The following is a 6,796-nucleotide window of genomic DNA, read 5'->3' as shown; positions in this document are numbered from 1 at the left end:
GTGCGGAACCCGCGCCCGGTCTTGCGCCCCAGGTAGCCGGCGGTCACGAGGTGCTCGAGCAGCGGCGCCGGCGCATAGCCCGGCTCGCGGAACTCGGTGTACAGCTCACGCTCGATGGCCAGGGACACGTCGAGGCCGACGACGTCGAGCAGCTCGAAGGGCCCCATCGGCAGCCCACAGCCCGCCTTCATCGCCGTGTCGATGTCGTCGGCCGAGGCGTAGTTGGCCTCGAGCATGCGCACCGCGTCGTTGAGGTAGGGGAAGAGCAGCGCGTTGACGATGAAGCCGGAGCGGTCGCCGCAGGTCACGGCCACCTTGCCGACCTTGGCGCACAGGTCCTGCACCGTGGCGATCACGTCGGGTGCAGTCGTCACGGTGTGCACGACCTCGACGAGCTTCATGACCTGCGCCGGGTTGAAGAAGTGCATGCCGATCACGTCCTGCGGACGCGAGGTCACCTTGGCGCAGTCGATGATCGGCAGCGAGGACGTCGTCGTCGCGAGGATGGCACCCGGCTTGCAGATGCGGTCGAGGTCGCGGAAGAGCTGCTGCTTGATCTCGAGGTCCTCGGCGATGGCCTCGACGACGAGATCGACGTCCGCGAGCGCCTCGCGGTCGGTGGCGCCGCTGACCCGTCCGAGCATCGCCTCGGCGTCCTCGGCGGTCATCCGGCCCTTCTCGACCGCGCGCGACGTGCTGCGCGCCAGGGCGGTGTGCACCCCGGCGACCTTGTCGTCGCCGCGCGCCACGAACGTCACGGCATACCCGGCCTTGGCGAACACCTCGATGATGCCGGTCGCCATCGTCCCGGAGCCGACCACACCGACCGTGGCCACCGACCGCAGGGTGACGCCCGCGGGGGGACCGCCAGCCGGGGTGTTGGCGTCCGCGACGACCTGCGGCGAACCGGGCTGCTCGTACGTGTAGAACCCCCGACCGCTCTTGCGGCCGAGCATGCCTGCGCTGACCATCTGCTTGATGATGGGGCTCGGCGCGTGCAGGCGGTCACGGCCCTGCTTGTACATCGTGTCGAGGATCTCGTATGCCGTGTCGAGGCCGATGAGGTCGAGCAGCGCGAGCGGGCCCATCGGGTAACCGCAGCCGAAGCGCATCGCGGCGTCGAGGTCCTCGCGGGTGGCGTAGCGGCTCTCGAACATCGAGACGGCGTGGTTCAGGTAGCCGAAGAGCAGCGCGTTGGCGATGAAGCCGGCCTTGTCGCCGACGACGACCGGCTTCTTGCCCAGCCGCTCCGCGAGCGCCTTGACGTCCTCGAAGACGTCGTCGGCGGTGATGACGGTGCGGATGACCTCGACGAACTGCTGCACCGGGGCGGGGTTGAAGAAGTGCATGCCGACGACGCGCTTGGGGTTCTTCGTCGCGACGGCGATCTCGGTGACCGGCAGGGACGAGGTGTTCGTCGCGAGGATCGCGTCGGCGGAGACCACCTCGTCGACCTTGCCGAGCAGTTCCTTCTTGAGGTCCAAGTGCTCCGGCACGGCCTCGACGACGAGCTGGCAGGGGGCGAGGTCCCCGAGGTTGCTCGTGAACGTGACCCGCGAGTGCAGCGCGTCGTGCTCCTCCTGCGTCATCTTGCCGCGGGCCAGCGCGCGCCCGGTGCTCCCCCCGAGAACGGCCTTGCCGTGCTCGATGGCCGGGCCGTCGACCTCGACCGCGACGACGTCGATCCCGTTGCGGGCGAACACCTCCACGATCCCCGCACCCATCGTCCCGAGCCCGATCACACCAACAGTGGAGAAGTCACGCGTCATGTCCGCGATCCTGTCAGAGGGGCGAGGGAGTCACGACCCCCTCGCAGCGTGACGCTCCTTACCCCCGATCCGGTGAGTCACCAGTCGTGACCGGCCGCGACCAGCTCGGCCTCGATGGCGAGCCGGTCCTGGGAGGGCAGGGGCGGCATCCCGACGTCGGTCGGCACGTCCAACCGCTCACACAGCTGGAGCAGCACCTGGTCGTAGGCCGCGAGGACGGCCCGCAGCCGGGCTGCCTGGTGCGGTGCGTCCCCGTTCTCGACCTTGCGGATCTCGGCCTCGAGCCGTCGCAGCTCGAGGGTGATGAGCACGGGTGGGACCGGCTCCGGCGGTCGACGCCCGAGCAACCGTCGGCGCTCGCGGTCCATCCGCTCGATCCACGGGTCCAGTCGTGCCAGCAGGGGGCGCAGCAGTCGCGGGCGCTCCCCACCGGCGAACCAGCGAAGCCCCTCACCGGTGGCGATGAACCATGCTCCGGGCAGCACGAGGAGGAATCCCAGGAGCAGAGCTGCCCTCATCGGCCTCACCTCAAGGAAAAGTGTGCGCTGCCCAGGGCGGCCCGGGCAATGGGTAGGGTGACCGATCGTGCGACTGGTGATCGCGACGTGCAGCGTCGACTACGACGGGCGGCTGACCGCCCACCTGCCGCTGGCGACCCGGTTGCTGCTCGTCAAGGCCGACGGTTCGGTGCTCGTGCACTCCGACGGGGGCTCGTACAAGCCGCTGAACTGGATGTCGCCACCGTGCGCGATGGCCGAGGTCACCCCCGACGAGACCGAGGCCGCCGAGGGCGTCACGGCCGTCTGGGTCGTGCAGCACGCGAAGTCGGAGGACCGGCTGAGGGTCAAGATCCACGAGGTGCACCACGACAGCGCCCACGAGCTCGGTGTCGATCCCGGCCTGGTCAAGGACGGCGTCGAGGCGCACCTGCAGAAGCTGCTCGCCGAGCACATCACCACCCTCGGCGAGGGCTGGACCCTCACCCGCCGCGAGTACATGACCCCCATCGGCCCGGTCGACATCCTGTGCAAGGACGGTCGCGGCGGCACGGTCGCCATCGAGATCAAGCGGCGCGGCGACATCGACGGGGTGGAGCAGCTGACCCGCTACCTCGAGCTGATGAACCGTGACCCGCACCTGGCTCCGGTGACCGGTGTCTTTGCGGCCCAGGTGATCAAGCCGCAGGCGCGCACGCTCGCCGAGGACCGCGGCATCCGCTGTGTCGTGCTCGACTACGACGAGCTCAAGGGTGTCGACAACAGCGAGCACCGCCTCTTCTGAGCGGATGCCGGGCCGACCCACCGCAGTGAGCGGCCGCCCCGCGTACCTGAATCGACCAACAGGTCACCCGAGGTACGCCCCGCCCTACCGGTCAGTCCCCGGGCGGATCAGCGCCCAGCCGTCGTCGCCGATCTCCAGGACCACCACGTCGTCGCAGAGCCCGGGTGCTCTGCCAAGGTGCTCGTGCACGGCGGTCAGGTGGCCGGGGGCGAGAGGCACCACGACCCGTTCACCCCGGTGCAGGTCGGCCACGGCCTGCAGCTCCTCGACGACGTCGGCCCCCGGCGCGAGCGCACCCACCACCACGGCACCACTACCGGCCGCGTCGTCCGGCACCGTGCCGACCGGCACGAGCACCAGGGTCGCAGCACAGTGCAGAGCCATGCTCGGCACGCTACCCCCACCGTCGACGCCCGTGGGCCACACGGCTCAGCGGGGAATGACGTGGGGAGGGCTCCGGTTGTCCCACCGGCGCCAACCGGCGCCGTCAACACGTCGGACCGAGAGGACACCACCATGACCAGCACGACCGACAACAGCACCACCCAGACGAGCACGACCCAGCAGGTCGCCTTCCTCGTCGCCACCGAGGGCATCGAGCAGGTCGAGCTGACCGGCCCCTGGCAGGCCGTCGAGCAGTCCGGCGCCACGCCGGTTCTCATCTCGACCCAGGAAGGCACGGTGCAGGCCTACAACCACCTCGACAAGGGTGACGTCTTCGACGTCGACCTCACCGTGTCCTCCGCCGAGGTCGCCGACTACGCGGCGCTGGTGCTGCCCGGCGGCGTCGCCAACCCGGACGCCCTGCGCACCGACTCCGATGCCGTGGCCTTCGTGCGCCAGTTCGTGCAGTCCGGCAAGCCGGTTGCCGCGATCTGCCACGCGGCCTGGACGCTCGTCGAGGCCGACGTCGTGCGCGACCGCACGGTCACCTCGTGGCCGAGCCTGCAGACCGACCTGCGCAACGCGGGTGCGACCTGGCAGGACCAGGAGGTCGTCGTCGACGACAACCTGATCACCAGCCGCAACCCCGACGACATCCCGGCGTTCACCCGCGCGCTGACCGCGGCCCTGTCGTCGTCCGTGACCGCCTGAGCGACCGCCGAGCCGCCCCGGTGGCGGCCCGCCCACGCCTCAGGCGTGGGCGGGCGCGGCTGCGTCGGCGGCGAGCCCGCGCGACACGCGGATGACGTCGACGAACCGCGACATGATGTCGTTGAGCCCGAAGTCCTTGGGCGTGAACACCTCTGCGACACCGAGCGCCTTCAGGCGCACGGCATCCGCCTCGGGGATGATGCCGCCGACGATCACCGGCACGTCGCCGGCGCCGGCCTCGCGCAGACGGTCGAGCACCTCGGGCACGAGCTCCATGTGCGAGCCCGACAGGATCGAGATGCCCACCAGGTGCACGTCCTCGGCCACGGCGGCCGCGACGATCTGCTCAGGGGTGAGCCGGATGCCTTGGTAGATGACCTCGAACCCGGCATCACGAGCCCGCACCGCCACCTGCTCGGCCCCGTTGGAGTGGCCGTCCAGCCCGGGCTTGCCGACGAGCACGCGCAGCTTCTCGCCGAGCTCCTCGCTGAGGCCGGCCACCTTGGCCCGCACGTCGGTGAGCGCCGCTGACCCGGCGCCGACGCCGACCGACCCGCTGACGCCGGTCGGAGCACGGAACTCACCGAACACCTCGCGCAGCGCGCCGGCCCACTCCCCCGTCGTCAGGCCCGCGCGCGCACACTCCAGGGTCGCGGCCATGAGGTTCACGTCGCTGGTTGCGTCGGCCTTCAACCTCGCGAGGGCGGATGCCGCCCGCTCTCGTCGCGCGGGATCGGCGTCACGCTCGTCGCGCCAGGCTCGCACGGCGGCCACGGCCGCGGCCTCGACCCCGGGGTCCACCGACTGGATGGCGGCATCGAGGTCAGCGGTCAGCGGGTTGGGCTCGGTGGTCTCGAACGCGTTGACCCCGACGACGACGTCCTCGCCGAGCTCGATGCGCTGACGGCGCCGCGAGTGCGAGGCGACGAGCTCGGACTTCATGTAGCCGCCCTCGACCGCGGGGACGGCGCCGCCCATGGCCTGCACCCTGTCGATCTCGGCGCGGGCACCCTCGACGAGCTCGGCGACCTTGGCCGCGACCACCGTCGAGCCCTCGAACAGGTCGTCGTACTCGAGCAGGTCGGACTCGTAGGCGAGCACCTGCTGGATGCGCAGCGACCACTGCTGGTCCCACGGGCGCGGAAGGCCGAGCGCCTCGTTCCAGGCCGGCAGCTGCACGGCGCGGGCGCGGGCGTCCTTGGAGAGCGTCACGGCGAGCATCTCCAGCACGATCCGCTGCACGTTGTTCTCGGGCTGCGCCTCGGTCAGGCCCAGCGAGTTGACCTGCACCCCGTAACGGAAGCGCCGCGCCTTGTCGTCGGTGACGCCATAGCGCTCACGGGTGAGCTCGTCCCAGAGCTGGACGAAGGCGCGCATCTTGCACATCTCCTCGACGAAGCGCACGCCGGCGTTGACGAAGAACGAGATCCGCGCGACGACCTCACCGAAGCGCTCCGGGGGGACCTGACCGGAGTCGCGCACGGCATCCAACACGGCGATCGCCGTGCACATGGCGTAGGCGATCTCCTGCACGGGCGTGGCGCCGGCCTCCTGCAGGTGGTAGCTGCAGATGTTGATCGGGTTCCACTTGGGGATGTCGGTGACGGTGTACGTCACCATGTCGGTGATGAGGCGCAGCGAGGGGCCGGGCGCGAAGACGTAGGTGCCCCGCGACAGGTACTCCTTGATGATGTCGTTCTGGGTGGTCCCCGCGAGGGCACGAACCGCGGATGCCGGGTCCTCGCCCGCCGCTTCGGCCTGTTCCTCCGCGGCGACCTGGTAGAGCGCGAGGAGCCACATGGCGGTGGCGTTGATGGTCATGGAGGTGTTCATCCGCGAGAGAGGGATGTCGGCGAAGAGCGCCCGCATGTCACCGATGTGCGAGATCGGCACGCCGACCTTGCCCACCTCGCCGCGCGCCAGGACGTGGTCGGGGTCGTACCCGGTCTGGGTCGGCAGGTCGAAGGCCACGGAGAGCCCCGTCTGGCCCTTGTCGAGGTTGCGCCGGTACAGAGCGTTGCTGGCGGCGGCGCTGGAGTGGCCGGCGTAGGTGCGCATGACCCACGGTCGGTCGCGAGGTGGCCTGCTGGCGTCGGTGCTCTCGGGCATGCGTCGAACGCTAGCCGCGGCTGCCGGGCCCGGATAGGCGCGGGCACGGTGAGAGTGCCCACACCGACGCCGCGGTGACGCGGCCGATGGTCGGCGTCGTCAAGCGCTGCGAGTCAGAAAGGTGCCGGTCAGCCGACCGCGATGGCCATCGTGTGCCGCTCCGGCACCGAGCAGTCGAGCGAGGGGCCGAGGAGCGAGCCCAACCGGGCACGCCGCAGCAGTCGCTGGGTGCGGGCATCTGCCGCGACGACGTGCACCTGCCGACCGGCCCGGCGCGCGCGGCGCTGGCACTCGACGATGAGCCCGAACCCGGTGGCATCCCCGACATGGACCTCGGCGAGGTCGAGCAGCAACGGGGTGCTCCCGGCCGCGATGAGGCGGTGCAGCGCGAGCCGCAGGTCAGCGGCCGTGCGGACGTCGACCCGGCCGCGCAGGGCGACATGCCAACCGTGCTCGTCCTGGTACTCGGTGATGGTCACCACACTGCTCACCCGGTCCGTCACGGCTTCACCCCCACCCTTCGGTTTGCGTTGCTCCATTAG

7 protein-coding genes are annotated in these 6,796 nt (G+C 70.6%); 2 read left to right on the top strand and 5 right to left on the bottom strand.

All coding sequences use genetic code 11. From position 1 onward, the window contains the following. A partial coding sequence (locus PLL68_RS11365) for a 3-hydroxyacyl-CoA dehydrogenase family protein (RefSeq protein ID WP_324534163.1) occupies window positions 1-1,769 on the bottom strand: 1,769 nt, incomplete at its 3' end. A gap of 77 nt (window positions 1,770-1,846) precedes the next feature. Beyond that, window positions 1,847-2,287 carry a hypothetical protein gene (locus PLL68_RS11360; protein ID WP_324534161.1) on the bottom strand — a complete coding sequence of 147 codons (441 nt, stop codon included), beginning with the start codon at window positions 2,285-2,287 and terminating at the stop codon, window positions 1,847-1,849. A 67-nt stretch (window positions 2,288-2,354) separates the two neighbouring features. On the opposite strand from PLL68_RS11360, the gene nucS reads away from it, so the two are divergent. Continuing rightward, window positions 2,355-3,050, top strand: coding sequence for an endonuclease NucS (gene nucS, locus PLL68_RS11355; protein ID WP_324534159.1), 696 nt, complete (start codon window positions 2,355-2,357; stop codon window positions 3,048-3,050). Window positions 3,051-3,134: 84 nt separating this feature from the next. Here the strand turns inward: nucS and PLL68_RS11350 are convergent, their stop codons facing one another. Further along, window positions 3,135-3,434 carry a hypothetical protein gene (locus tag PLL68_RS11350; protein WP_324534157.1) on the bottom strand — a complete coding sequence of 100 codons (300 nt, stop codon included), beginning with the start codon at window positions 3,432-3,434 and terminating at the stop codon, window positions 3,135-3,137. A gap of 132 nt (window positions 3,435-3,566) precedes the next feature. On the opposite strand from PLL68_RS11350, the gene PLL68_RS11345 reads away from it, so the two are divergent. Further along, window positions 3,567-4,145, top strand: coding sequence for a type 1 glutamine amidotransferase domain-containing protein (locus tag PLL68_RS11345; protein ID WP_324534155.1), 579 nt, complete (start codon window positions 3,567-3,569; stop codon window positions 4,143-4,145). A gap of 39 nt (window positions 4,146-4,184) precedes the next feature. Here PLL68_RS11345 and PLL68_RS11340 read toward each other — a convergent pair whose 3' ends face one another. Together PLL68_RS11340 and PLL68_RS11335 are read right to left on the bottom strand one after the other, a co-directional pair. Continuing rightward, a complete protein-coding gene (locus tag PLL68_RS11340; RefSeq protein WP_324534153.1) occupies window positions 4,185-6,254 on the bottom strand; it encodes an ethylmalonyl-CoA mutase in 2,070 nt (689 codons plus the stop codon). A gap of 128 nt (window positions 6,255-6,382) precedes the next feature. Then, window positions 6,383-6,796 (bottom strand): STAS domain-containing protein (locus PLL68_RS11335; protein WP_324534151.1); only part of this gene is annotated, 414 nt, incomplete at its 5' end.

Source organism: Ornithinibacter sp., from assembly GCF_035443565.1.
In the GTDB taxonomy this organism is placed as follows: Bacteria; Actinomycetota; Actinomycetes; order Actinomycetales; family Dermatophilaceae; genus Fodinibacter.
Note: the sequence above shows the minus strand (reverse complement) of the source record. Positions and strands in the feature narration are given on the sequence as shown.